The sequence below is a fragment of the Micromonospora taraxaci genome, from assembly GCF_007830095.1.
Classification (GTDB): domain Bacteria; phylum Actinomycetota; class Actinomycetes; order Mycobacteriales; family Micromonosporaceae; genus Micromonospora; species Micromonospora taraxaci.
The window spans coordinates 3,369,130-3,392,961 of record NZ_VIWZ01000001.1 but is presented as its reverse complement, the minus strand read 5'-3'; the positions used below and the strand labels follow the sequence as shown (position 1 = coordinate 3,392,961).

Here is a 23,832-nt window from a genome sequence, read left to right as displayed (position 1 = left end):
AACCCGTCGCGTCACCGGTCAGGGCAACGTCAGCCCGTACGCGGCCAGCACCTCCGAGATCGGCTGGTAGAAGGTGGTGCCGCCGGCGGTGCAGTTGCCGGTGCCGCCGGAGAGGATGCCGATGATGGTGCCGGTGGACGCCACGTAGAGCGGTCCCCCGCTGTCTCCCGGCTCGGCGCAGATGTTGGTACGGATCAGGCCGTAGATCACGCCGGTGGAGTAGTTGACGGTCTGGTTGAGCCCGGTGACAGTGCCGCAGCGCACCCCGGTGGTGCTGCCGCTGCGGCACACCGCCTGCCCGATGTACGCGTTGCCGGCACCGTAGATGGTCAGCAGACCGGGGTAGGTGTAGACGGCGCTCGGGTGGGCGATCCGACCGGTGTAGCGGATCAGGCCGTAGTCGTTGGTCGGGTAGCTGCTGGCGGTGCGGGTGCCGAGCACTGTGGTCTGGGCGCTGTCGGCGTACCAGGTGCTGGCAGCGTTGGTGCAGTGCCCTGCGGTGACCACGTAGTAGGTGCTGCCGCTACGCACGTTCGCACCGAGCGAGCAGCGCGCCCCGCCGCCGTAGATCCCCTGCCCGGCCGCGATCAGGGGGCGCAGCGTTCCGGGCTCGCGGCGTAGCAGCGCCCCGGCCCGGTCGGCCACCGCCCGTAGCGCCGTCAGCTCGGCGGGGGCCACGGTGTCGTCGACGGTGAGGGTCATCCGACCGCTGGCCGGGTCGAGGCCCCAGGAGGTGCCAGCGGTGCGCACCTGGGCCAGCACGGCCGCCGGGTCGGCGGGGGTGGCTCGGTCGGGGACGGCGGCCTGCGCCGCGCCGGGCGCGACGAGCAGGAGGACCGTCAGGACGAGGGCGGGGAGCGGGGAGCGGCGCATCCGAACCTCCGAGCAGATCGAGCTTGATGGATGCGGCCAAGCATCGCCCGGTGCCCGACGCCGTGGCAACCTCCGGCCGTCCTCTTCCCCGCCCGGCGGGAATCGTCGATCCGGGGACGACCCGGGCCAGGCCCACTGATAATTCCTCGGGAGACACGGCGGGAGGCCGGGCATGACCACCAAAGGCAATGCGGCGCTGGTACGCCGGCTGGACGGGTCGACCCGGGCAACACTGCTGGAGTTGCTCTTCGACGTGGTCTTCGTGGCCGCCCTCGCGCTGACCTCAAAACTGTTGTCCGAAGAGCTCTCCTGGTCCGGCGTCGCCAAGCTGCTGCTGATGCTGACCGCCGTCTGGTGGACGTGGTCGATCACCACGACCACGACCGAGTTCTACGATCCGCAGCAACGCCCGATCCAGGCCATCCTGATGATCGCCATGGTCGGGTCGGTGGGGATGGCGGCATCGCTGCCGATGGTCACCATCGGGCACCAACTGCTCTTCGTGACCTCCTACGTCGGCACGCACGTGATCCGCTGCATCATCCTGGTCGCCGCCCTGCACCGGCAGGGGCACCGGACGGCCAGGGAGCGGGCCACCCGGTTTCTCTTCTGGTTCACGGTGTCCGGCGTCTTCTGGGTCATCGGCGCACTGTCGGAGACTCCGAACTGGGGGCTCTGGACGATCGCCATGACGATCGACCTGGTCGCCGGGGCGGCACGCTACCCGACGCCCCGGCTGGGCCGGGTGCCGCTTGTCCAGTACGGGCGGACCACCGAGCACCTGGGCGAGCGGTACCAACAGTTCATCATCCTGGCCCTCGGCGACATCATCCTGTTGCCGACGTTGCAAGTGAGCCGGGGCCATCTCGATCACCTCCGGCTCGCCTCCCTGCTCTGCGCCTTCGCCACCATGCTGCTGCTCTGGCAGATCTACGTCTTCCGCGCCGGCGAGCTGTTGGTGGCGGCCGAGGCCCACGGGAGCCGGGCGACGCGACTCGCCCCGTTCACCCATCTGGTCATGCTGGCCGGCGTGGCCGGCACTGCCGCCACCTTCGACCTGATCGTCACCAGGCCGACCGGCACGACGCCGGTGCCGTGGCTCGTGCTGATCATCACCGGCCCGACGCTGTTCGTGGTCGGCCGCGTCCTCTTCACCCTGGCGGTGTCGTGGGTCATGCCGTGGCGGCGAGTTGTCTGGCAGCTCCTGCCGCTACTGGTGCTGCCGTGGGCCGGCGGCTGGCCGCCGCTGCTGGTGGCCGCGATCGTGGCGCTCGGGTTGGCCGGTCACATCCTGCTTCCCGGGGCGGCCCGGGAGACCACGCCGGGCCTGCGGTTCCGGCAACCCGGCGACTGACCTCCCCGGTCAGCCGACGTGTCCGGCCGCCCTCGTCCCCGGTTCGCGGGAATCGCCGATCCGGGGACGGCCCGCGTCGCCGCCGCCGATAATCCTCGGAGACGGCGGCGGGAGGCCGGGCATGACCACCGCAGGAACCGCGGCGCTGGTACGCCGGCCGGACGGGTCGACCCGGGCCACGCTGCTGGAGCTGCTCTTCGACGTGGTCTTCGTGGCCGCCCTCGCGCTGACCTCGACGCTGCTGACCGAGAACATCTCCTGGTCCGGTGGCGCGAAGGTGCTGCTGATGCTGACGGCCATCTGGTGGACCTGGTCGGTCACCTCCACCACCACCGAGTTCTACGACCCGCAGCAACGTCCCATCCAGGCCATCCTGATGATCGCCATGGTCGGGTCGGTGGGGATGGCGGCGTCGCTGCCCATGGTCACCGACGGGCACGCGATGATCTTCGCGGTCGCGTACGTCGGCACGCACGTGCTCCGCGGCATCATCCTGATCACGTCGCTGTACCGGCAGCGCCACCGGGCGGCCACCATCCGGGCCAGCCGATTCCTGTTCTGGTTCGTCGTGTCCGGCGTCTTCTGGATCACCGGTGCGGCGACCGGCGACGTGAACTGGACGCTCTGGACCATCGCCATCGTGATCGACCTGCTGTCCGCGGCGGCCCGCTATCCGACGCCCTGGCTGGGCCGGGTGCCCATCGACCAGTACGAGCGGACCACCGGGCACCTGGGCGAGCGGTACCAACAGTTCGTCATCCTGGCACTCGGCGACATCATCCTGGTGCCCACCATGCGGGTCAGCCGTAGCGACCTCGACGGTATCCGGATCACCTCGCTGTTCTGCGCGTTCGCCGTCATGCTGCTGCTCTGGCAGGTGTACGTGTTCCGGGCCGGCGAATTGCTGGAGGCCGGGGCGCGGGCCGGCCGACCGGCCCGGGTGGCCCCGTACACCCATCTGGTGATGTTGGCCGGCGTGGTCGCCACGGCGGCCTCGTTCGACCTGGTCGTCTCGCAGCCGACCGGGACGACGCCGGCCCGGTGGCTCCTGCTGATCGTGGGCGGCCCGGCGCTGTTCGTGGTGGGCCGCGCGTTGTTCACCCTGCTGGTGTCCACGAACGTGCCGTGGTGGCGGATGGCCTGTCTGGTCGTGCCGCTGCTGGTGCTGCCCTGGGCCGGCGACTGGCCGCCGGTGCTGGTCGTCGTGGCCGTCGCGCTGGGGCTGACAGGTCACGTGCTGCTCCCCGGAGCGGTCCGGGAGACCACGCCCGGCCTACAGATGCGGCGACCGGGAGGGTGAGCCTCAGCCGAGGTGTCGACCGGCCCACTCGGCGAGGTCCCGGGCGCACGCGTCCACCGACTCCCGCCAGGTCCGGGCCGCGCCGTCCCCCGCCTCGTCGCTGACCTGCTTGACCAGCCGACACGGCACGCCGGCCTGCGCGGCGGCCCACGCCACCGCGTACCCCTCCATGTCGACCAGGTCGGCGCGCTGCGCCAACCGGTCCCGTGCCGCGTCGTCGGCGACGAACGTGTCACCGGTGGCCAGCACCGCGCCCTCGGCGGCCAGCGACAGTGGCGCCCCGTAGGTCTCGCCGGTCAGCGACCGCAGCAACTCGGTGTCCAGGTCGTGCTGGAGCACTGTGGCCACCTCGTGGATGCCGGCCAACCCGGGGCGCAACGCCCCGGCCGTGCCCAGGTTGAGCAGCAGGGACGGGCGCGGCCCGGCGGCCAGCACCGCGGCCACCGCGCTGGCGGCGTTCACCTTGCCCATGCCGGTGAGCAGGACCGGCAGGTCGGGCGGCAGGTAACGGGCCTCCTCCCCGACAGCGAGCACCACCAGCGGACGATCGGCGCGGACCGTACCCCGAAGATTCACCGGAGCATCGTACGGGCCGGCTCCTCGGCCGCCGACATCAGTCGTCGGCGAAGCGGTACAGGACGAAGTCCTTCTCCGCGCCGCAGGCGATCACGTGGGTGCTCCACGAGCAGGACGCGCTCCGGACGTCCTTCAGCTCGCCCAACTCGTCGGGTTCGCCGGACTCGGCCCACACGCCGGCCAGCACGCGGTTGTCAGTGACAGTGCTGGGCGCCTTGGAGAACACCAGCAGGTTGCCCGCGTCGAGTCGCACCCCCACACCGTCGCGGTCCCGCAGCACCGGCTTACCGGCGCTGTCGAAGAGAGTGAGGGCCGGTTCCGGGTACTCCCGCTGGGCGAGCACCTGCTCACCTACCGCGACCAGGCTGGTTGCGCCCGGCGTCGGGAAGCGTCTCGTGGGCTTACCCTCGGCCGCCGCCACCACCTCGGTGCGCTCGGCGTCGTTGTTGGGCACCTGCAACAGGCAGGCCCGCCGCTCGCCGCAGGCGATCAGCTCCTTCGGGCGGTACTCGTCGTTGCCCGCCCGGTGCAGCACCACCGGCTCCGCGTCGGAACCCAGGTCGTACGCCAGCAACTGGTAACCGCCCTCGTTGGCGGCCACGTACAGGCGGTCCTCGTCGGCGACCACCAGGTCGTCGAGGTCGGCGACGCTCCCCCACTGGCGCAGCACCCGACCGGAGGCCATGTCGACAAGCCGCACGGACCGGTCCGCACCGACCTGGACGAGTCGCCGCCCCGAGCCCGTCCACGGATCGCGGGGCGTGCCGTCGAGGAAGGCCGGCCCGCCCGCCGCCTCGGCACTGCCCACCGGCCGGACCACTGTGCGGTTGCCGCCGTACTGGTCGCCGGGGTTGGCCTGGGTCCACTTCTGCGCGCCGTCGCTCAGTCGCAGGCCGACGAGTTGGGCGGCGTTCCGGTCCACGAGCACCGCCGTGTCGTCGGCGAAGAAGACGTCGTCGTCACCGCGGACCGCGCGCTGCCACCGCTGCCTGCCGTCCCCACCGTCGAGCAGGGCCAGCGGCCGCAGGGTGCTGTCGCCCGGGGCGTCGGCCAGCACGGCGACCCCTCCCGGTACGGCGATGATCGCCTCCCAGTCGGCGGCCCGGGCGTCGGTCTGCTCACGCCACACCTCGTCGCCGGTTCTCGCGTCGACGGCCACCACCTCCAGCCGGTCGTCGGGACGTGAGAACCCCAGGTAGGCCCGGTCGCCGAGGATCGCCGTCCACATGCCGGCCGGTCGCTCCGCGCCGGCCGGCGGCCGGGACAGCTCGCGCAGCGACCGGAACTCCAGGTCGGGGTAGCGGTCACGGGTCAGGTAGAGAGCCGTCGCGGCGCCCACCCCGACCACTGCCAGCACCGCCCCGAGCACCAGCCAGCGCGCCCGGGGCCAGCGCGTCGCGCCGCCGGACGAGGGCACTGTGACGCCGGCCCAGTCCGGCCCGGGCGGAGGGCTCACCGGCGGGGTCGACCCGGGCCAAGGCGGCGACGGTACGACCGGCGCGGCGGCCCCGGCCGGCGCAGGCGGGCCCACGGGCCTCGGCGCGGGCGGGCTCACAGGGTTCGGCGCAGGCGGGCTCACAGGGCTCGGCGGCCCCGCGTAGGCCGGGGCCGGCAGCGCCTTGCGCAGTGGCAGGTCGGTCAACGCACCCTCAGCCACCGGCAACTCGGGCTGGTCCAGCACCGTCGGGGCGATCCCCAACTCGGCGTGCAGCATCCGGGCCACCAGCGGGATCCGGGACGAGCCACCGACGAGGAACAACCCGGCGAGCTGATCGGGGCGCAGGCCGGCCTCGGCGATCACTTCCCGGGCACGCTCGACCGCCCGGTGCAGCAACGGCGTGGCCACCCGCTCGACGTCGTCCCGGGTCAGCTGGACCGTCTCGGCCACCCCCGGCACGGCCACCGGTGCGACAGTGGACCGGGACAGCGTCTCCTTCGCACCCCGTACCTCGTCCCAGAGCCGCACCTGGTCGCGGCGCTGCGCCGGGTCCGTCGGTCGGACCAGCCTCGCCCACTGCGCGGCGTGCCGCTCACCGACCACCTCGCCGACCCGCCGCACCAACGCGGCGTCGAGGTCGAGGCCGCCCAGGTCGGGCAGGCCACCGTCGGCGACGACGCTGAAGCCGGAGTCGCCCCACGGGTCGGCACCCTCGTTGCGCAGCACCGCGACGTCGAGCGTCCCGCCGCCGAAGTCGAACACGGCGATCGCGCCGCCCACCGGAACAGGCCTCTGCAACACCTGCGTGTAGTAGCGGGCGGCGGCCACCGGCTCCCGCAGCAGCCGGGTGCCCGGCGGCGTCGGCCCGGCGAGGGTGTGCTCGGCGACCTGCGGCCAGCCCGCCAGCAGCAACGCGTCGGCCAGCACCTGCCGTCGCGTCGCGTCCCAGGCGGCCGGGCAGGTGAGGACGGCCGGGGGCAGGAAGCCGACGGCACCGACCGCGGCCCGCCCGACCGCCGCCAGCACCGCGGCAAGCAGGTCGGCCGGCGGGTACGGGCGGTCGCCGAGCAGCACCGTCGGCTCGTCCACCCGACGCTTCGGGTTCGCCTCGAACCGGGCCGGGTCGGTCTGCGCCAACCGTCGGGCGTCCCAGCCGGTGTGCAGGGTGCCGTCCGGGTCGGCGTACACGGCGGAAGGGCTGAGCGGTTGACCGTCCATCAGCAGCGGACGGGTCCGCCCGTCCGGCCAGCGCAGCACCGCGACCGTGTTGGACGTACCGAGGTCGACGCCGAGGGCGAAACCCTCGTGCTGGCCTGCCATCTGCCCGTTACCTCCGCCGATACGAGGGGAATTCGACCCCGCATCGTACGCAGGCCGCGCCGCCTCACTGATCACTCGGTCAGGGAAGCCGGTGATCCCGGCTCAGTGGGCGGACCGGACGGCGACGATCTGGCCTCCGCTGGTCTCCCCGGTCGGGCGGAACCCGAGCTTGAGGTAGAACCCCTCCGGGCCGTCCTCCCCCGATTCCCAGGTGGTGTAGACCCGGTCGTGCCCTCGCCTGCGGGCCTCCGCGCGGACGGCGTCCACCGCGTAGCGGCCGTACCCCCGGCCCTGCTGCTCGGCGGCTATGTTCAGCCGCCACAGGCCCGAGCGCCTGTCGTCCGGTCGGTCCCACTCGATGTCGAAGAAGCCCATCAGGAAGCCGACGATCTCGTCACCCTCCACGATCAGACGTGGCCAGGCGATCTCGGGTTGCGCGTACGCCTCGGCGAGGGACCAGGCGACCGGCGATGAGTACTTCTCCTGGTCGGGTCGTACGGTCAGCCGGCACGCGGCTTCCACGTTGTGTTCAGTGATCTTCACCAGTGCGGGCACGCTCGCCACCATACCGAGCGGGATCCGTCAGCAGGCCGTCGAGCAGCCCGCGCAGTCCGAAGCCGCCACGCAACGAGAAGCCGCCCGTGCCCATTAGAGCCTCCGGGGCATCTGGTGATCAGAGATGGGCTGTGCCGCGCGCATCAGCCGGAGCTGACCGATCTCCGCGACGTTCTTCATCAACTCGGCGTTGACCCAGCCGATCGTGTGCGTGACAGTGTGGTCGGTGTCGTTCCGCCACGGGAACGTGGCGACGCTGTCGAGGTCTGCCTCGGTGAGACTGTCGAGAACACCCCACCACTCGGTACGCATCCCGCGCAGCCACACGACGGTCGGCTCCCCCGCGCCCGGCCATGCGACATCCACGCGCTCCCGCGGTGGTCGGCCCCGAAGATGATCGATGGCGACCGTCCACCACCAGCCCATGTGCCAGGTCAGCCAGCCGATCGTCGGCACCGGAATCGGGTCGGGCTCGGTGTCGGCCCAGTCCGGGGTCCAGCTGCCGTCGGCGCCGCGCCGCACGGACCAACAGTGCGTGGCCGGCTCCCAGAGGAAGTCCTCGGGTGCGAGTCGTTCGAGGTGGTATTCGAACAGCGACCAGGTCAGGTCGAACTGCCAGCGCAGGAGGGCAAGGGACGGTACGGACATCCGGGAATCCTGCCGGACACCGGCGTCGCCGTCGACCGGATAATCGCTCTGAGCGTGATGCCTGTGTGGCATCAAGATGCCGCAGCGGCATCACGCTCGCAGCGAATACTGCTTCGCCGCGCGAGCCAGCGCGTGCCGGCGTGGGCCAGCGCGAGCGATCAGGCGGCGGGGGCGTCATCGGCGGGGCAGCGGTCGGAGAGGGCGTAGCGGAGCAGGACCACGTCGCCGATCTGGCGGGCCTCGGCGAGCCGGGCGCGACGGCCGGGGTGCCAGGGGAAGCGACCCTCGCCGACGAACCGGGGCGCCCGCCCGTCGCCGACGAAGAACGGGGCGACCACCAGGTGCAGCTCGTCGGCGAGCCCGGCGGCGAGGAACTGGGCGTGCACCGTCCCGCCGCCCTCCACCATGAGCCGCCGTACGCCCCGCGTGGCCAGGTCGCTCAGCATCCAGCCGGGGTCGACCGGCTCCCCCGCGTCGACAACGGTGGCCAGGTGTCCGAGGCGTTCCCGGGCCTTCTCCACCGCGCCGGTGGCGCAGTAGACGAGCCGGGTCGACTCGCCGGCGGTGAAGAAGCGCGCGGTGGGGTCGAGGTCACCCTGGGCGGTCAACGTGACCTTGGCGGGCGACTCGGGTCGGCCAGTCGCCACCCGCTCGGCGCGTCGGTCCGCCGAACGCACCAGCAGCCGAGGATCGTCGCGGCGGACCGTGCCGGCGCCGACCAGGATCGCGTCGCAGCTGGCCCGGACCGCGTCGACCCGGTCCAGGTCGTCCTCGTTGGAGAGCAGCAACCGTTGGTCGGAGGCGTCGTCGATGTACCCGTCGATCGATGCGGCGCAACTGAGCAGCACGTACGGCCGCGTGGACTCCGACCGGCCGCTCATCGGGAGGCGGGACGGTCGGAGGTGCGAGTCGGAAGCGCTTCCGCCGCCTCGGTCTCCGCCGCCTTGGCCGCCTTGGCCGCCAGGTAGCCGGCGTTGGCCGGGGAGAGGAACACGCTGGTGGGCACCCGTTCGGCGACGTCCACGCCCAACCGCGTCAACTGCTCGGCCTTGTCGGGGTTGCTGCTGAGCAGTCGGACCCGCGGCACGCCCAGCGTGGCCAGCATCTGCGCGGCGACCGTGTAGTCCCGCTCGTCCTCACCCCGACCCAGCGCCACGTTGGCCTGGTAGGTGTCCAGACCGGCGTCCTGCAACGCGTACGCGTCGAGCTTGGCGTACAGGCCGATGCCCCGGCCCTCCTGCCGCAGGTAGAGCAGGAAGCCGCCGGTCTCGGCGATCCGCTGCACCGCCTCGTGCAACTGCGGGCCGCAGTCACAGCGTTCGCTGCCGAACACGTCTCCGGTCAGGCACTCGCTGTGGGGGCGGACCAGCGGGGGTTCTCCGCCGGCGGCGAGCCGGTCCAGTGCGCCCGCCCAGTCGCCCAGGCCGAAGGCCAGGTGCTCCCGACCGTCCACCAGACCCTTGAACGTGAACACCCGGGCGGTCGTGGCGTAGCCGTTGGGGAACGTCAGCGGCACCGTGACCTGTGTACGGATCGTGGCGACCGGCAGTGCTTCGGGCATGGAACTCCTCTGTCCGGCGTCACCGCCATGCGGCGACGCGTACGTCTCACCACCCACTCAACACCCGCCAGCGGAGGCGGCTTCCCGGGCGGGGGCCGGGGTCCGGGAACGCCGGGCCAGCAGCACGGCGGCTCCGGGCAGGCTGGCGACCAACACCAGCGCACCGTAGACAGTGGCGGTCGCGACACCCTCGGCCGCGCTGAGCCCGGCAGCGCCGAACACCCACGCGGCCACCCCCTCGCGGGGCCCGAAGCCGGCGACGTTCAGCGGCAGGCCCATGGCGAGCAGGGCCAGCAGTGTCAACGGCAGCAGCCGCGACAGGGGGGCGTCCGACCCGGCGGTCCGTGCCGCCACCAGGAAGGTGGCGAGGTGACCGGCGACCATCACAGCGGAGGCGATCAGCACGCCGAGCCAGGTGCGCCGGGCCAGCAGGCCGGAGCGCACGTCCGCCACGGCGGTGCGCAACGCCCGCGCCCAGCGGGAGGGGCCGGCGTTCGGCACGGCCCGGGCCACCAGCACGGCGACCAGCCCGCCTCCGACCAGCAACGCGGCGGCGAGCGGCAGGTACGGCCGCACCGGGGACGGGAAGGCCGCGAGCACCACCAGCGCGACGCCGACCAGGACCACCTGCCCGGCCGTACGTTCCCACACCACCGCGCGGATGCCCCGGCTCACGTCACCGGCGTCACGGCCGTGGCGTACCGCCCGGTGTACGTCGCCGAGCATCCCGCCCGGCAGGGTGGCGTTGAGGAACACCGCCCGGTAGCAGTGCGCCACAGCTGTCGCCAGCGGCAGCCGTACGCCGAGGCCGCCGGCGACCAGGCTCCACCGCCAGGCCGCGCAGACCGTGGTGAGCACCCCGATGGCCAGCGCCGCGCCCAACGCGGGCGCGTCGATCAGCCGCACCCCGGCGAGGAACGGGCCGCTGCCCACCTGCCACAACAGGACGGCGAGCAGACCCACCCCACCGACCACTCGTGCCCAGGCCCAGAACATCGGCGTCGGCCCTCCCCTTGAAGATCGTCCACTTGCCCTAGTGCACGTACCCAGGGCGTGAACGGTTCATCCACCGGCGAGGAGGTCACTGTGTTCGACCAGCACGGTGAGCTGTCCGGCCGCCGCCTCGTCCAGCCGACGGCGGGCGTACGCCCGGGCCGGACCGGCCAGCTCGGGGCGCTGCTCGCACGCCGCGCCCAGCCAACCCCGCAGCCACTCGGCGGCCAGGTCGCCCTGCTCCGGGCCGAGCCGCCACGGGCTGGGCCGTTCCCGCACGTCGACGCCGTGTCGGGCGAACGCGGCGACGGTGGCGGCCACGGCGTCCGGGCCGAGCAGTCGTCGACCGTCGACGGTACGTCGCTGGTGCTCGTTGAACGCGGTCTCGACCGCCGCATCCAGCGGGTCGGCCGGGGTGAGCAGGACCCGCCCGGTCACCGAGACCGCGAAGAGGGTGGGTCGGCCGACACAGGCGGCCACCACCCGTTCGATCTCCTCGGCGGTGAGCATGTCCAGCAGCGCGGACGCGGTGACCAGGGAAGCATCGGCCAGGTCGGCGGCGTCGAGCCGGGTGAGATCACCGCAGCGGGTGCTGACGGTCACCGGGGCGCCGTCGGCCGCGACCACCCCGGCCATGCCCTCGGCGACCCGGGCCAGCAGCTCCGCGTCCCGGTCGTGCAGCACCCAGTGCTGCGGACCGGGTAGGCGGGCGGCCACCCAACGGCTCATCGAGCCGGTGCCGCTGCCCAGGTCGTGGATCACCGTCGGGGTCGGGCCGGCCAGCCGGGGGCGGACGGCCTCCAGCAGGTCCTCGGCACGCGCCGCCGCGTCGGCCGGCTCACGCAGGCGCAGCCAGTCGGCGAACGACAGGGTCTCCTCGACGGTCATCCCGCCACCTCCTCCAGCGCGGCGGCCAGCAACGCGGTGGTCACCGGCCAGTCGGTCAGGGTGTCGCGCCGGGCCAGGGCGGCCCGCCGCAGCCGGGCGCGTAGCGCGTCGTCGGTCAGCCAACTGATCAACGCCCCGGCCAGCGCGGCCGGGTCGTCGGGCGTGACCAGCAGGCCCGGCCGGTCCCCGTCGGGCGCGTACCCGAGCGCCTCCGGGAGCCCACCGACCTCGGTGGCCAGCACCGGCAGGCCACGGGCCAGCGCCTCGGTGACGACCATGCCGTACGTCTCACCCCTGGACGGCAGCACCAGCAGGTCGGCGTCGTCGTACGCGGCGTCCAGCGCCGCACCGGTCAGCGGGCCCGCGAATCGCACCCGTTCGGTGAGGCCCGCGCCGGTGAGCCGCTCGCGCAGCCGTCGCACCAGGTCCGGCTCCCGGTGCAGTGTGCCCGCGCACACCATCGTCCAGGGCAGCCCGACCACTGTGGACAAGGCGTCGACGAGCACGTCGTACCCCTTGTGACGGGTGACCGCCGCGACGCAGAGCAACCGTTTGCCGGTGACCGAGCCCGGTGCCGCCGGCGCCGGTCGCACCCCGGGCGGCGCGGCCCGGACGCGGTCGGCGAGGGTCCGGTGGCGGGTGACGAGGTGGCGGCGGGTCCACTCGCTGGTGGTCACCACGGCCCGCGCGGTGGCCAGCGCCCTGGCCTCCGCCTCGTCGTCGAGCGGCAGGTGCACGAGGACGACCAGGCGCAGCCGGCGGGCGTGCGGGACGAGCAGGTCCGGCACGGTCGAGGCGATCAGGCCGTCGAGCAGCACCACGCCGTCGTCGGGCAGGGCGGCGAGGACCTCGGCCAGCTTCGCCCGGTCGACCGGGTCGGGGTCCGGCCACGCGCCGGACACCGGGTGCTCGCGCACCGACCAGCCCTGCTCACCGAGCCCGGCGCAGATCCGCCGGTCGTAGGTGTTGCCACCGCTGGGAGCTGCCGGATCGTCGATGTCGCCGGGCAGGACGACGTGCACCGAACGGCCGGTCGTGTCCGACCCGTCGGCGGGCGCCGCCCGCCCGGCATCGATCACAGCGACCGCTCGTAGCTGGCCCAGGCGATGTGCGACTCGTGCAGGGTGACGGTGATGCCGGTGAGGTCCCGCGCTCCCGCACCGAGGTCGCCGGCGTGCACGCGCTCGACCAGCCGGTCCGCGATCGTGCGGGCCAGCACCTCGGTGGTGGTGTTCACCCCGGCGAAGGCCGGCTCGTCGTCCAGGTTGCGGTAGGTCAGGTCGCCCAGTACGGCCCGCAGCTGTTCGGTGGCCAGGCCGATGTCGACGACGATCCCGTCGGCGTCCAGGTCGGGCCGGCGGAACGTCGCGTCCACCACGAACGTCGCCCCGTGCAGACGCTGGGCCGGGCCGAACACCTCGCCCCAGAAACTGTGGGCGATCATGATGTGATCCCGAACGGTCACGCTGAACACTGTCACTCCCCGTCGTCGTAGGTGATGAGGTGGCAGAGCGCGGGCAGGTCGCCCGTGCTCAGTCGGGCAAGCACGTCGGGCAGCTCCGTGAACCGGGACGCGCCGGTTATCAGGGCGTCGAAGGCCGGGTCGTCGAGCAGGTCCAGGGCGAGCGCCAGCCGGTCGGCGTAGCTGCGCCGACCCCGCCGGGCGGGCGCGACCATGCCGACCTGACTGCTGCGTACGGTCAGCCGGCCCGAGTGGAACGACCCACCCAGCGACACCTGCACCGGGCGGTCGCCGTACCAGCTCAGCTCGACGACAGTGCCCTCCGGCGCGAGCAGGTCCAGCGACCGTTGCAGGCCGGCGCCGGTGGCGCTGGCGTGCACGACGAGGTCACGGTCGCCGCTCGCGTCATCGGGGTGGGCGAAGCGCACGCCGAGCGCGCCGGCCACCCCGGCCTTGCGGACGTCGGTGTCGACCAACTCGACGTCCACGCCGGGGAACCGGGCGAGCAGCGCGGCGACGCAGCAGCCCACCATGCCCGCGCCGATGACGGTGACCCGGTCTCCGATCAGCGGCGCGGCGTCCCACAGCGCGTTGACGGCGGTCTCCACAGCGCCGGCGAGCACCGCCCGGGCGGGAGGCACCCCGTCCGGCACGGGCACCACGGCGGTGGCCGGCACGACGTACGCGCTCTGGTGCGGGTGCAGGCAGAACACCGTACGCCCGAGCAGGTCGGCGGGCCCCTGCTCAACCACGCCGACGCTGAGGTAGCCGTACTTCACCGGGCCGGGGAAGTCGCCGTCCTGGAAGGGCGCGCGCATCGCGGCGTACTGGTCGGGGGGCACCCGGCCGGCGAAGACCAGCGTCTCGGTGCCCCGGCTGACCCCGGAGTAGCGGGCCCGCACCAGCACCTCGTCGGGCCCTGGTGCGGGAAGCGTCACCGGGCGGATCTCCGCCGCGCCGGGCTCGCGCACCCAGCAGGCGTACGCCTCGCGGTCCACCGTCGCGCACCTCGTCTCCTGCTCCGGCCAGACCCGACGGTCCGGCTTCCGTGCCCCGGTCGGGGTCGTCGATCATAAACACGGCGCTACTGTGTGCGCGGTTCGAAGCCGTCCCCAGTGATCTCTATTCCGGACAAAACGGGCACCCCCTTGCTTATGGCCCAACGCTTCCCACCTCGGTCAACCGCCAGACCCTGCTCGCGACGTCGTAAACCACCCTGCGATCGACCTGTTCCGGGACCGACTGACCAAGCCGCCACGATTCGGAAGTGGCATACAGATCGACGACCACCGAACCCCGCGTCGCCGGGCCCAGCTCGCCGACCCAGTGCCGGCCCTCCTCGATCAGCCTCTCCACGGTCTCGACGTCGGGCGCTGTCACCTCCGCCACAGTGGTGTCGACAAGGGCCGAGCCGACCAGCAAGGCCAGGAGCCGGCCGAGGACCGCCGCAGGCACCGTACGGTCCGTCGTCTCGACAGCCACGTAGCAGTCGTCGTGCCCGGAGTACAACAGGCGTGAGCCCGCCAGAGCAGGCAGGACCGGCTCGTCGTACGTGGCCGCTCCGATGACGACGATCATCTCGTCGATGCGCTCGGCGGAAGGCGTGCCCGGCACGTCGAGGAATGTCAGCTCGTACGGGTACCAACCGGCCAGGAACCGGGGCAGCTCCTCCCGGCTGATCAGCAGGGCCTCTTCGCTGAGGCCGACGACGCCGGACGCCAGGGCGCCGACCTGATGTACCACGACGTTGACGCCCTGCTCCGCCGCGATCCGCGACGGCCGCCACTGTCGATAGTCCTCGTTCAGGAAGCTGTTGGTCTCCAGGCCGACAACCATGATGGTGTCGTTCCCGGCGGGCATGAGCACATCGACCAGCTCCGCGGCCTGTGCCGCGGACGCACTCACCATCCAGGAGCCGCCTGCCTCGCGAACGCTGAAACTCAACGGGAAGGCTGCCCTGCTCCATCCCACGGTGTTCACGGAGAACGCGCCGTCAGGTCGGACTCCGACCGTCGCAGCGTCGTCCCCGGCGATCGGGTAGCCGATCGCGGCGACGTCTACCCGCAGGTCGGCGACGGTGAGCTGAGGATTCAGTGCCTTCGTCACGGTGTCGGTGAGCGGTCGATGGGCAACGATGTGCTCGACTGCCGCTCGGTCCACCGTCATCTCGTAGTAGTCGACGGCGAACTCGACGAAACGGTCGACGATGTCGTCGAGCAGGATGTCGAGCATGCTGGCCCCGTCCGGGCCGGTGTCCTCGTACGGTCCGCTCGATGGTGGGAAGGCGATGCCGTCGCCGGCGTGCCAGCGCTCGTCCCCCGACAGCCGCCACAGCACGGCCGTCGCGATGAACTGCCCGGCCTCGTCGCAGAAGGCGGGTTCGGTCAGCTGCGGACGCAGGACCTCAGGGACACCGTCCTCCAGGCCCGGCCACAACTCGTGGTCCGGATGACGGTACGGCGACATCGCCGACTCGTGATCGAAGAGCCGGATGAATGCGCCGTCGGCGGTGAACACGACAGCCCACTCGTCGCCGCTGCCATTGCTCATCAGTGCCGCCTGGTCCGTGCCCCAGGTCGAGGTGTAGGCGTAGTAGGGGTCCCCACCGTCGATGATGCGCTCGAGCACGGCCAGTGCCTTGCAGCGCTGCCGCAGCCGCTCGATGTCGGGGAGTCTGGCGGCGACGTCATGTGCGTTCACCGGGTCACCCTAGTGATGGGGCAACACCCCGGTCTCCGGGGCGAGGACTCGGATGAAGAACGCCAGAGTGTCGCGGACCAGCGGCTCCAGCGGCACTCCGCCGAAGCAGTGGTCGGCACCCCGCACCACCGACAACTCGACCTCGGCACCGGCCGCGGTCAATGCTGCGGCAAGCTCCTCGCTCTGCCCTACCGGTACGACCAGGTCCTGGTCACCGTGGACCAGCAGCATGGGTGGGGCCTGGTCGGTGACGTAGGTGATCGGACTGGCCGCCCGGCCCGCTTCCGGGTTGTCGGCCAACGGGGCGCCGATCAGAAGAGACTCCGGCGAGTCGGCCGCGTCGTGGTCGATGGTGCCGGACGGGTGCGCCTGCGACTGCATCGTCAGCAGGTTCGACGGCGCGTACCAGCAGACCGCCGCCTGGACGCCGCTGTCGTCCTGGTCGTCTCCGGTCAGCGCGACCATCGAGGCCAGATGCCCACCGGCGGACTCACCCCACACCCCGATCCGCTCACGGTCCACGCCCACCGTGTCGCTGTGTCGGCGCAGCCAGCGCACCGCCGCCTTGACGTCGTCGAGTTGGGCGGGAAAAGGCGCCTCGCCGCTCAGTCGATACTGAGCGGAGGCGACGGCGAACCCGGCCCGGATGGCGGCGCTGAACGGATCCGCTTCCATGAGCCAGTCCGCCGGGCGCTTGGGCGAGCCGAACAGCCACGCCCCGCCGTGGATCCACACCAGGACCGGGACCGGTCGGGGTTCCGCCACCGGCACCACAAGGTCCAACGTCAGCGGACGGAAGCCCGGAACCTCGTTGACGACGATGTCCCGGTGCTCGACCCGGTCGGGCCAACGCTGGGATGCCGCATCGATCATCGGCCCATCCTCGCACCAGTCGTTCACGCACGGTGGCGGCGAGCCGGGCGCTTCCCGCTCAGTCCCGCCACCAGTCGACGAAGGCACCCATCCGCTCTGTGCGCCAGCGTTCCCTTGCCGAGTACCCGTACCAGCGGCCCTCCGCCATCTCGAAGCGCCACCGCAAGAGCGGCCCGGGGCGATAGGCGACGACATCGATGCCCCACTGCCGCGCGAGTCCTTCCGCCTCACTGATCAACCGATCGAGATTGCCGGGTGCGAGGCCGAGACCCACGGTGGCGGTGACGATCACCCCCCACTGCGCGGCGACGCGGCGCGGCGGCGTGATGTCCACCTCGGGCACGTCCGCGAACTGTTCGGTGACGAGCAGCGCGATCTCGTCCGCGGTGACGTCGGACGCTGCCTGGAGCCGCATGGTCACCCGCTCGGCGAACTGGTGGATCTCCTCCGGGCTGTCCAGATCAGGGCGCAGCCAGCGCACCGTCACCTTGAACATGCCCGCCAGCACCGCCGCCAGGGCCCTGTTGTCGGGCTTCGCCGTCGTCAACACTCGACGCGCCAGGGTGCGATTGCCAAGGAGCATGGCGTGCCAGTAGTAGCCCTGGCTCGTACTCAGCCTGGTTGCTCGCCCCGTGGTCATGCCAGCAGGGTACGAACGAACGCGAAATGAACTACCCCTGGTCGGGCGTGGCGGGGCGGGCGCGGACGTGCAGCCGCTCCCCCTGCGGCCCGAAGAGGATCAGGGCCTCGGCGGTGCCGGGGCCGGGGTTGAGGACGCGGTGCGGAACCCGGGTGTCGAACTCCGCCACCTCGCCCGACGTCAGGATCAGGTCGTTCTCGCCGAGCAGCAGACGCAGCCGGCCGGAGAGCACGTAGAGCCACTCGTACCCCTCGTGGGTCTGCTGGCTCCGATCGCCGCTGGGGGCGTCCGGCGGGAAGATCAGCTTGAACGCCTGCAGACCCCCGGGTCGGCGGGTCAGCGGCAGGAACGTGATGCCGTGCTTGATGATCGGTTTGGGGCGTACCCGAGGGTCGCCGGTGTCCGGGGCGTCGACCAGTTCGTCGAGCGCCACCTGGTACGCCCGGGCCAGCGGGAGCAGCAGCTCCAGGGTGGGCCGGCGGCTGCCCGATTCCAGCCGGGACAGGGTGCTCACCGAGATGCCGGTGAGGTCGGCGAGCTGGGTCAGCGTGATCCCGCGTTGGGTGCGCAGGGCGCGCAGGCGGGGGCCGACCCCGGCCAGCGCGACGGCGTCGTCTTTTGCCATAACGGCAAGGATAGTTGCCACCCGACTGGTGGCGACGGATGGTGTTCCCAGACGACAAGCAAGAGGAGAGACCAGTGGACGAGACATACGACGTGGTGGTGGTCGGCGGCGGCGCCGCGGGGCTCAGCGGAGCCCTGGCGCTGAGCCGGGCCCGACGGTCGGTGCTGGTGGTCGACTCCGGTGAGCCGCGCAACGCGCCCGCCGACCGGATTCACAACTACCTGGGCCGGGAGGGGACGCCGCCGGGCGAGTTGCTCGCGACCGGTCGGGCCGAGGTGGCCGGGTACGGCGGGCAGTTCCGCACCGGGCGGGTGGAGGCCGCGACCCGGGACGACGACGGGTTCCGGCTGAGCCTCGACGGCGGGGATTCGGTGCGGGCTCGGCGTTTGCTGGTGACCACCGGCCTGACCGACGAACTGCCCGACGTGCCCGGCCTGGCGCAGCGGTGGGGGCGCGACGTGCTGCACTGCCCGTACTGCCACGGCTGGGAGGTCCGGGACCAGCGCATCGGCGTCCTGGCGACCGGACCGTTGGCAGTGCACCAGGCGGAGATGTGGCGACAGTGGAGCCCCAACGTGCTGCTCCTGCTGCACGGCTCCCCCGCACCGGACGCGGAGGTCGCCGAGCGGCTCGCCGCCCGGGGCATCGCGGTGGTGCCGGGTCCGGTCGCCGAGGTGGAGGTGACCGACGACGCGCTGACCGGTGTACGGCTCGCCGACGGCCGGGTGGTGGCGCTCGACGCCGTCGTGGTGGCGACGCGGCTGACCCCTCGCGCCGGGCTGCTGGTGGGCCTGGGCCTGGCCCCGGAGGAGGTGACGATGGGTGAGCACGTGATCGGTGCCCAGATCCCGGCCGACCCCACCGGTGCGACGACCGTCCCGGGTGTCTGGGTGGCGGGCAACGTGGCCGACCTCCGCGCTCAGGTGATCACGTCCGCGGGGGCCGGCCTGAACGCGGCGGCGGCGATCAACGCCGACCTGATCGCGGAGGACACCCGTGTGGCGGTCGCCGAGTACCGGCAGGTGGTGGCCACCGCATTCGAGGAGCCGGCGTGGGAGGAGCGCTACCAGTCCCGACCGGCGGTGTGGAGTGGCCGGCCGAACCCGCAGCTCGTCGCCGAGGTCGCCGACCTGGCCCCGGGGCGGGCGCTGGACGTGGGCAGCGGGGAGGGCGCCGACGCGGTGTGGCTGGCGGAGCGGGGCTGGCAGGTCACGGCCGTGGACATCTCCGCCACCGCGCTGACCCGGGCCGCCGCCAACGCCGACACCGTCGGCGTCGGTGACCGGATCGAGTTCACGCACGCCGACCTGCGCGACAAGCCGCCGGCCGAGGAGGCGTACGACCTGGTGTCCGCGCAGTTCATGCATCTGCCGCCGGAGCAGCGGCGGGAGTTGTTCGACCGGTTGGCCGCGGCGGTGGCTCCCGGCGGCGTTCTGCTGATCGTCGGGCACCATCCGTCGGACCTGTGGACGACGGCTCGTCGGATGCACATGCCGGACATGATGTACACCGCGCAGGACGTGGCCGCCGGTCTGGACCCGTCGCAGTGGGAGGTGCTCACGGCCGAGGCCCGTCCCCGCCCGGCCACCGACCCGGACGGCCACGACGTGACCATCCACGACGCGGTCCTCCTCGCTCGCCGCCGTTAGGCAGACCTGCGTCGATCATGGAGTTGTGCGGGATGACAAAGGTGGTGAGTCCACAGCTTTCCGGCACCACAAGTCCATGATCGGCGCGGGAGCGGGCGGGACGCGGGGCGACAACGTGAGACGTGGTGGGGCGGGACTTCGCATCAGGTCGGCTCGGCGGTAGCGTTGCGCCACACTGACGGCCCGCGGGGCAGGCGACCGCCGACCCTCACGCCCCCGAATCGTACGGAGGATGGTGCATGTCCATCGGCGCCGAGTCGCGCGCAGGACGCGACGATGCGGCCTCACGGCCGGACTTCGATGTCACCCTGCGCGGCTACGACAAACGCCAGGTGGACCGGCACCTGGAGCAGCTCGACGGCCAGATCGCGATGCTCAGTGGGGAGCACGGGCGCTCCGCCGTCCGCGTCCGCGAGTTGACCGCCGAGGTGGAGCGCCTACGGACCGAACTAGCCGACCTTCAGGAGAAACCGGTGCAGGTGGACCGCGCGACGATCCACGACCTGGGCCCGATGGTCGCCGAGATCATGGCTCTCGCCGACAAGCAGGCCACCATGATCACTGAATCGGCCACCGACCGCGCGAACGAGCTGCGCAGCGAAGCGGAGCAGATCCTCGCCGACACCAGGGAACGCGCGGCGCAGGCACGTCAGGATCTGGCCGAGGAGTTGGCGACCCGGCGGGCGGAGCAGGAGCAGGCGCACGAGGAGCGGCGCACGCTGGCCGAGGCCGAGTTGACAGCGATCCGCGAGCACGCGGAGCAGTTGCGCGCCGACGGTGAGGCGGCGCACGAGCGCGCCCAGCACGAGGCGAAGCGGATCACCGAGCAGAGCGCGCAGCAGCTCAACCAGACCCGGGTCGCCGCCGACGCGCTGATGAAGTCAGCCCGCACCCAGATCCAGCAGGAACTCCAGTCGGCCCGGGCGAAGAACCAGCAGGAGATGGCCCAGTGGCAGGCCAGCGTGGAGCGGGAGGTCAACGAACGGCGGACCGCCGCCGAGCGGGACATCGCCGAGCAGCAGGCCGCCGCCGAGCAGGAACTCGCCGAGCAGAGCAGCGCGACCGAGCAGCAGATCGCCGCGCTGTTGGCCGAGGCGCAGCAGCACGTGACGGAGCTGCGTAACCGCGCCGACGAGCAGGCCGCGATCCACCAGGAGCAGCTCACCGCCCTTCAGCAGGAGATCGCGGAGCGCCAGCAGGAGTCCACTGAGCTGAACGCCGAGCTGGACACCGCCCGCCAGCAGCTCGCCGAGATCCGCCAGGAGGGCGAGACGCTGGAGGACGAGCTGTCGCGGATGCAGCAGCGCCTCAGCGAGGTCCGCCGGGACCTCACCGCCGAGAGCACCCGGTTGGAGGAGGCCCGGCGGGCCGGGGACTCCGCCGAGCGACACGCCAAGGAGGTTCGCGCCCGGGTGCAACGGGAGGCGAAGCGGGTGGCCGACCTCGCCGCCGCCGCGGTCATGGCCGCGGCTGCCGGCGGGACGGAAACCGCCGAGTACCCGATGGTGGGTTCCCGTTCCGGCACCGACCGACCCGCTCCCGAGCGGGCGGGGGTCGAGCGGCTCACCGTGGACCGACCCACGGCGAGCGAGGCGGACGCCGATCGCGTCACTCCTGTCCACGCGCCTGTCGACCCGGCCCCGGCGGAGAGCGGCAGCTCCGCGGACCATGCTCCAGCCGACCAGGTGAACGGCGAGCACGTGAACGGCGAGCACGTGAACGGCGAGCACGTGAACGGCGAGCAGGGTGGCGTACCGACGACGGCGCGGGAGGTCAGCACCGACGACACCGAGCCGACCTTCCCCCGGCACATCAATGCGGACGCACCGACGCCCGTGCCGTTCCTTGCCTTTGGGCAGCCGGTCAGCGAGAACGGCGCCGCCCGGCACTGACCTGGGGACACGGGCGGTGATCAAGTGATGAAAAGTAGGCCGGAGAGGACCGGAAGACCTACTTTTCATCACTTGATCAAGGTGGGAGGGCGGTTTCTGCGCGGAACCGGGTCGCCGGGATCGGCCGACCTGGCAGGCTTGGCAGGCCGTCACGCAGCACGACGGCGACGCGCCCGGACCGCGCACCAGCGGCGTGCGCCGGCCTGCCCGGCGGCCGAGAGGAGCAGTCGGTGACCGACCGACCGGAGGAGTTCGACCTGCTCGTCGTGGGCGGCGGTAAGGCCGGCAAGACGTTGAGCATGGACGTCGCCCGGTCCGGGCAGCGGGTCGCCATGGTCGAACGCGGCATGATCGGCGGCAGCTGCATCAACGTCGCGTGCATCCCGACGAAGGCGCTGGTGACCAGCGCCCGGGCGGCCCGCCACCTGCGCGACGCGGGCGCGCTCGGCCTGGTGGTGCAGGGCGGCCAGGTCGACGTCGATCTGCTGCGGGCGCACAAGCAGGACGTGGTCGAGGGGATGGTGGCCGCCAACCGGCAGCAGTTCCTCGACTCCGGCCTGCACCTGGTGATCGGCGAGGCCCGGTTCGTCGGCCCCCGGACCGTGCGGGTGTCGCTCGCCGACGGCGGCGAGCGGCTGCTGCGTGGCGCGGACGTGGTGATCAACACGGGTACGCGTCCGCACCTGCCCTCGGTGCCCGGGATGGCCGAGGCGGGGGTGTTGACCAGCGACACCCTGCTGCGCCTGGATCGGCTTCCGGCGCGGCTGGTGGTGCTCGGCGGTGGCACCGTCGGGGTGGAGTTCGCGCAGATGTTCGCGTCGTTCGGCAGCGCGGTGACGCTGGTCGAGGGCGGGCCGCGGCTGCTCACCCGCGAGGATCCCGACGTCAGTGACGCGGTGATGCGGGTCTTCGTCGACGACGGCATCGACGTACGGGTGGGTGTCGCGGTGGCCCGGGTCGACCGGGACGTCGACGGCACGATCCGGGTGACGCTCGACGACGGCAGCCTGGTGACCGGGGACGACGTGCTGGTGGCCGCCGGTCGGGAACCGGTCACCGACGGGCTCGACCTGGATTTGGCCGGCGTACGCCTCAGCGAGCGGGGCTTCGTGGAGGTCGACGAGCACCTGCGCACCACCGCCGAGCGCACCTGGGCGGCCGGAGACGTCGCCGGCAGCCCGCAGTTCACCCACGTCTCGTTGGACGACTACCGGATCATCCGGGCGAACCTCGCGGGTGGGCAGCGCAGCACCGCCGACCGGCTCGTCCCGTACACCGTCTTCACCACCCCGGAGCTGGCCCGGGTCGGGCTCACCGAGACCGAGGCGCGTCGCGCCGGGTACGACGTCGAGGTCGCCCGCCTACCGGTCGCCGCGATCCCCCGGGCACGCACCCTGCGTCAGACCCAGGGCATGTGGAAGGCGGTCGTCGACACCGGCACCGACCGGATCCTCGGCGCGGCGCTGCTCGGGCCCGAGGCCGGCGAGGTGATCACGTCGGTGCAGTTGGCCATGCTCGCCGGGATGCCGTGGACCGCTCTGCGCGACGCAGTCATCACCCATCCGACGATGACCGAGGGTCTCAACCTGCTCTTCGCCTCGTTGCAGTCCCGTCCGGTCCGCTGACCACCAGCTCGACGGCCGGCTGTCCGGCGATCTCGTCGCGTACCCGTTGCTGGAAGGCGCGGGCCTGCGCGCCGGTCGGTGGCGGCCCGCCGTGGCGTGCGGCGATCGCGCGGTGGATCACCTCGGCCCGCTCACCGGCGTCGACCAGCCGCTGAGCGGCCGCGACCTTGGCGAGCCAGACGCCGTCGCGGTGCCGCACCAGGGACCGGCAGGCGCCGAGCACCGCGTCCTCGGCGCCGGGCGCGGGCTGGTCGTCCGGCGGTGTCGGCAGGGCGAGCCACCAGGACAGCGCCTCGACGAGCAGCCGACGCAGGTCGGCCGCCGTGAGGTCGGCGAAGACCTCCCCGGCCGGCGGACCGAGCAGCGGAAGCCCGCTCTGGCGCAGGATGCTGCGGTCCAACCCGTACCAGAAGCGTCCGTCGGCGGCCGGTCGTTCGGCCGGGTCGACTGTGCACCGGAACGGCATGGCGGCACCCGTGTTCAGTTCGACCTCGAAGCCGGGCTCCGGTGTTCCGGACGCGGCCACCGCCCGGTCGTAGACCACCAGCTCCAGTCCTCGTGCCGGACAGGGCAGCGCCTCGTGCCGCAGCCGCGCCACCACCTCCCGTTTGACTGCCTCGGTGAGCGGCCCGGCGCTGACCAGCGCCACGTCCACGTCGCTGCGGCCGGGTTGGTAGGCGCCGAGCCCCACCGAGCCGGCCGCGTACGCGCCGGCCAGGTCGGCCCCAAGCACGCCCCGGGCGGTGGCGACCAGGTCGTCGAGGTAGCGCTGGAGGTCGGAGTCCACGTGCCCATCCTGGCGCGCGGACGGCAGCGGCCCGACGCCGGGTCCGACCCGCGACGCACGCACCGGATACGGA

General features: G+C 72.5%; 22 protein-coding genes. 5 read left to right on the top strand and 17 right to left on the bottom strand.

The annotated features are described in order from the left end of the window. Positions 1-18: 18 nt before the first annotated feature. The gene (locus FHU34_RS15535; RefSeq protein ID WP_145781065.1) at positions 19-873 is read right to left on the bottom strand and encodes a S1 family peptidase; all 855 of its coding nucleotides are present in this window, start codon (positions 871-873) and stop codon (positions 19-21) included. A gap of 172 nt (positions 874-1,045) precedes the next feature. On the opposite strand from FHU34_RS15535, the gene FHU34_RS15530 reads away from it, so the two are divergent. Then, on the top strand, positions 1,046-2,227 hold the full coding sequence (locus FHU34_RS15530; protein ID WP_145781063.1) for a low temperature requirement protein A: 1,182 nt from the start codon (positions 1,046-1,048) through the stop codon (positions 2,225-2,227). 121 nt (positions 2,228-2,348) lie between these two features. Then, the gene (locus FHU34_RS15525) at positions 2,349-3,527 is read left to right on the top strand and encodes a low temperature requirement protein A (RefSeq protein WP_145781061.1); all 1,179 of its coding nucleotides are present in this window, start codon (positions 2,349-2,351) and stop codon (positions 3,525-3,527) included. A 3-nt stretch (positions 3,528-3,530) separates the two neighbouring features. Here FHU34_RS15525 and FHU34_RS15520 read toward each other — a convergent pair whose 3' ends face one another. The 15 genes from FHU34_RS15520 to FHU34_RS15450 form a co-directional block, all read right to left on the bottom strand. Beyond that, positions 3,531-4,103, bottom strand: a complete 573-nt coding sequence (locus FHU34_RS15520; RefSeq protein WP_145781059.1) for a nucleosidase — start codon at positions 4,101-4,103, stop codon at positions 3,531-3,533. A gap of 37 nt (positions 4,104-4,140) precedes the next feature. Next, a complete protein-coding gene (locus FHU34_RS15515) occupies positions 4,141-6,861 on the bottom strand; it encodes an Hsp70 family protein (RefSeq protein ID WP_145781057.1) in 2,721 nt (906 codons plus the stop codon). Positions 6,862-6,963: 102 nt separating this feature from the next. Continuing rightward, positions 6,964-7,428, bottom strand: a complete 465-nt coding sequence (locus tag FHU34_RS15510) for a GNAT family N-acetyltransferase (protein WP_145781055.1) — start codon at positions 7,426-7,428, stop codon at positions 6,964-6,966. 81 nt (positions 7,429-7,509) lie between these two features. Further along, positions 7,510-8,064: a DinB family protein gene (locus FHU34_RS15505; RefSeq protein WP_145781053.1), complete on the bottom strand. Its 555-nt coding sequence runs from the start codon at positions 8,062-8,064 to the stop codon at positions 7,510-7,512. Positions 8,065-8,222: 158 nt separating this feature from the next. Further along, on the bottom strand, positions 8,223-8,945 hold the full coding sequence (locus FHU34_RS15500) for a RibD family protein (RefSeq protein WP_145781050.1): 723 nt from the start codon (positions 8,943-8,945) through the stop codon (positions 8,223-8,225). After that, positions 8,942-9,625, bottom strand: coding sequence for a GTP cyclohydrolase II (locus FHU34_RS15495; RefSeq protein ID WP_145781048.1), 684 nt, complete (start codon positions 9,623-9,625; stop codon positions 8,942-8,944). Before FHU34_RS15495 ends, FHU34_RS15500 begins: the two co-directional genes overlap by 4 nt. 57 nt (positions 9,626-9,682) lie before the next feature. Beyond that, entirely contained in the window at positions 9,683-10,621 is a 939-nt protein-coding gene (locus FHU34_RS15490) for a lysylphosphatidylglycerol synthase transmembrane domain-containing protein (RefSeq protein ID WP_145781046.1), read from the bottom strand. A 66-nt stretch (positions 10,622-10,687) separates the two neighbouring features. Continuing rightward, positions 10,688-11,506: a class I SAM-dependent methyltransferase gene (locus FHU34_RS15485; RefSeq protein WP_145781043.1), complete on the bottom strand. Its 819-nt coding sequence runs from the start codon at positions 11,504-11,506 to the stop codon at positions 10,688-10,690. Continuing rightward, positions 11,503-12,585, bottom strand: coding sequence for a glycosyltransferase family 4 protein (locus FHU34_RS15480; RefSeq protein ID WP_244311690.1), 1,083 nt, complete (start codon positions 12,583-12,585; stop codon positions 11,503-11,505). The genes FHU34_RS15485 and FHU34_RS15480 overlap by 4 nt, the downstream gene beginning before the upstream one ends. Next, positions 12,582-12,980 carry a 6-pyruvoyl trahydropterin synthase family protein gene (locus tag FHU34_RS15475; protein WP_145781042.1) on the bottom strand — a complete coding sequence of 133 codons (399 nt, stop codon included), beginning with the start codon at positions 12,978-12,980 and terminating at the stop codon, positions 12,582-12,584. The genes FHU34_RS15480 and FHU34_RS15475 overlap by 4 nt, the downstream gene beginning before the upstream one ends. Positions 12,981-12,982: 2 nt before the next feature. After that, a complete protein-coding gene (locus FHU34_RS15470) occupies positions 12,983-13,966 on the bottom strand; it encodes a zinc-dependent alcohol dehydrogenase (protein ID WP_145781040.1) in 984 nt (327 codons plus the stop codon). A gap of 154 nt (positions 13,967-14,120) precedes the next feature. Then, entirely contained in the window at positions 14,121-15,668 is a 1,548-nt protein-coding gene (locus tag FHU34_RS33690) for a hypothetical protein (RefSeq protein ID WP_244311689.1), read from the bottom strand. Between the two features lie 9 nt (positions 15,669-15,677). Continuing rightward, positions 15,678-16,541 carry an alpha/beta hydrolase gene (locus tag FHU34_RS15460; RefSeq protein ID WP_145781038.1) on the bottom strand — a complete coding sequence of 288 codons (864 nt, stop codon included), beginning with the start codon at positions 16,539-16,541 and terminating at the stop codon, positions 15,678-15,680. A 58-nt stretch (positions 16,542-16,599) separates the two neighbouring features. After that, the gene (locus tag FHU34_RS15455) at positions 16,600-17,181 is read right to left on the bottom strand and encodes a hypothetical protein (protein WP_145781036.1); all 582 of its coding nucleotides are present in this window, start codon (positions 17,179-17,181) and stop codon (positions 16,600-16,602) included. Positions 17,182-17,212: 31 nt separating this feature from the next. Then, complete coding sequence (locus FHU34_RS15450) at positions 17,213-17,806, bottom strand: helix-turn-helix domain-containing protein (protein ID WP_145781034.1); 594 nt, start codon at positions 17,804-17,806, stop codon at positions 17,213-17,215. Between the two features lie 38 nt (positions 17,807-17,844). On the opposite strand from FHU34_RS15450, the gene FHU34_RS15445 reads away from it, so the two are divergent. The 3 genes from FHU34_RS15445 (at position 17,845) to FHU34_RS15435 (ending at position 22,972) form a co-directional block, all read left to right on the top strand. Then, a complete protein-coding gene (locus FHU34_RS15445; protein ID WP_145781032.1) occupies positions 17,845-19,455 on the top strand; it encodes an FAD-dependent oxidoreductase in 1,611 nt (536 codons plus the stop codon). 239 nt (positions 19,456-19,694) lie between these two features. Further along, on the top strand, positions 19,695-21,347 hold the full coding sequence (locus FHU34_RS15440; RefSeq protein WP_145781029.1) for a DivIVA domain-containing protein: 1,653 nt from the start codon (positions 19,695-19,697) through the stop codon (positions 21,345-21,347). Positions 21,348-21,577: 230 nt separating this feature from the next. Then, a complete protein-coding gene (locus tag FHU34_RS15435; protein WP_145781027.1) occupies positions 21,578-22,972 on the top strand; it encodes an FAD-dependent oxidoreductase in 1,395 nt (464 codons plus the stop codon). Here the strand turns inward: FHU34_RS15435 and FHU34_RS15430 are convergent. Continuing rightward, positions 22,929-23,759 carry a nucleotidyltransferase domain-containing protein gene (locus tag FHU34_RS15430; RefSeq protein ID WP_244311687.1) on the bottom strand — a complete coding sequence of 277 codons (831 nt, stop codon included), beginning with the start codon at positions 23,757-23,759 and terminating at the stop codon, positions 22,929-22,931. The two genes, FHU34_RS15435 and FHU34_RS15430, sit on opposite strands and share 44 nt — an antisense overlap. Positions 23,760-23,832 lie beyond the last annotated feature (73 nt).

Bases quoted from the DNA above. Each gene is read 5' to 3' on its own strand.
- FHU34_RS15455 (WP_145781036.1), bottom strand. From the start codon at position 17,181: ATGACCACGGGGCGAGCAACCAGGCTGAGTACGAGCCAGGGCTACTAC.
- FHU34_RS15515 (WP_145781057.1), bottom strand. From the start codon at position 6,861: ATGGCAGGCCAGCACGAGGGTTTCGCCCTCGGCGTCGACCTCGGTACG.
- FHU34_RS15495 (WP_145781048.1), bottom strand. From the start codon at position 9,625: ATGCCCGAAGCACTGCCGGTCGCCACGATCCGTACACAGGTCACGGTG.
- FHU34_RS15505 (WP_145781053.1), bottom strand. From the start codon at position 8,064: ATGTCCGTACCGTCCCTTGCCCTCCTGCGCTGGCAGTTCGACCTGACC.
- FHU34_RS15530 (WP_145781063.1), top strand. From the start codon at position 1,046: ATGACCACCAAAGGCAATGCGGCGCTGGTACGCCGGCTGGACGGGTCG.
- FHU34_RS15445 (WP_145781032.1), top strand. From the start codon at position 17,845: ATGGTGTTCCCAGACGACAAGCAAGAGGAGAGACCAGTGGACGAGACA.
- FHU34_RS15500 (WP_145781050.1), bottom strand. From the start codon at position 8,945: ATGAGCGGCCGGTCGGAGTCCACGCGGCCGTACGTGCTGCTCAGTTGC.
- FHU34_RS15460 (WP_145781038.1), bottom strand. From the start codon at position 16,541: ATGATCGATGCGGCATCCCAGCGTTGGCCCGACCGGGTCGAGCACCGG.
- FHU34_RS15490 (WP_145781046.1), bottom strand. From the start codon at position 10,621: ATGTTCTGGGCCTGGGCACGAGTGGTCGGTGGGGTGGGTCTGCTCGCC.
- FHU34_RS15510 (WP_145781055.1), bottom strand. From the start codon at position 7,428: ATGGTGGCGAGCGTGCCCGCACTGGTGAAGATCACTGAACACAACGTG.
- FHU34_RS15485 (WP_145781043.1), bottom strand. From the start codon at position 11,506: ATGACCGTCGAGGAGACCCTGTCGTTCGCCGACTGGCTGCGCCTGCGT.
- FHU34_RS15450 (WP_145781034.1), bottom strand. From the start codon at position 17,806: ATGGCAAAAGACGACGCCGTCGCGCTGGCCGGGGTCGGCCCCCGCCTG.
- FHU34_RS15525 (WP_145781061.1), top strand. From the start codon at position 2,349: ATGACCACCGCAGGAACCGCGGCGCTGGTACGCCGGCCGGACGGGTCG.
- FHU34_RS15440 (WP_145781029.1), top strand. From the start codon at position 19,695: ATGTCCATCGGCGCCGAGTCGCGCGCAGGACGCGACGATGCGGCCTCA.
- FHU34_RS15535 (WP_145781065.1), bottom strand. From the start codon at position 873: ATGCGCCGCTCCCCGCTCCCCGCCCTCGTCCTGACGGTCCTCCTGCTC.